Origin of the sequence: Microbacterium sp. K35 (assembly GCF_004794375.1) — a bacterium.
GTDB classification, from domain to species: Bacteria; Actinomycetota; Actinomycetes; order Actinomycetales; family Microbacteriaceae; genus Microbacterium; species Microbacterium sufflavum.
In genome coordinates this window covers 1-1,060 of record NZ_SSDM01000143.1, presented here as the reverse complement: position 1 = coordinate 1,060, position 1,060 = coordinate 1, and the positions used below count along the sequence as shown (strand labels likewise).

General features: G+C 74.5%; 1 protein-coding gene. It reads left to right on the top strand.

The genetic code is table 11. The annotated features are described in order from the left end of the window. Positions 1–306: 306 nt before the first annotated feature. Positions 307–1,060: DEAD/DEAH box helicase (locus DW299_RS04890; protein WP_136035904.1), on the top strand; the 754-nt coding region annotated here is incomplete at its 3' end.

The following is a 1,060-nucleotide window of genomic DNA, read 5'->3' as shown; positions in this document are numbered from 1 at the left end:
CGCGTCGGCGCCGCGTACGCCCGCCCCGACCACACCGCCGCCCCCCGCGCCCCCGGCAGCCGCCGCGGAGTAAGCGCGACAGGACAGTGGCGTGAGCGCGACAGCCACCGCGGAGTGAGCGCGATTGCCACCGCGGAGTAGGCGCGACAAGACAGCGGATGCCGCGGCCCACCGGGTCGCGGCATCCGCTGTCTGCGTCCGGCGACGTTCACGACTCCTCGATTCCTGAGTCTCGGGTGGGCTGAGGGCCGGATCGGAGGCCGGCGGCGCAGGAGGGGACACGTCGTGAACCGGCAGACTGGGGCGATGACGTCCGCCGCCTTCGACCTCGCCGCGATCGGCGCTGGGCTCTCGTTCGCGGCCGCCCTCCCCGACGTCGCTGCGGCTCTCGACGTCGACAGGGCGGTCGTGGTGAGCGCTCCGCCCGGCACGGGCAAGACCACACTCGTCCCGCCCCTGCTCGCCTCTCGCGTTCCCGGCCGCGTGATCGTGACGCAACCCCGCCGCGTGGCGGCACGAGCAGCGGCCCGACGACTCGCGCAGCTCGACGGCTCGGCCCTGGGCGAGCGCGTGGGATTCACCGTGCGCGGCGAGCGCTCCGTCGGACCGTCGACCCGGGTCGAGTTCGTCACGGCCGGGGTGCTGCTGCGGCGGCTGCTCGACGACCCGGGCCTGGACGGCGTTGACGCCGTGATCATCGACGAGGTGCACGAGCGAGCTCTCGAGACCGACCTGCTGATCGGGCTGCTGTCGGAGGTGCGGCAGCTGCGCGACGACCTGACGCTCGTCGCGATGTCCGCGACCCTCGACGCCGCCCGCATCGCCGGCGTCATCGGCACAGACGAGCGTCCGGCTGCCGTCGTCGAGCACGCGGTGCCCGCCTTTCCGCTCACCGAGCGCTGGGCGCCGAGCCCGGGCCCGCGGCTCGACGAGCGCGGGGTGACGTGGGGGTTCCTGGATCACGTCGCCCGCACCACCGTCTCCGCCGCGTGCGACCTGACCCGCGACGATCCGACCGCCGACGTGCTGGTCTTCGCACCGGGAGCTCGCGAGGTGGCGG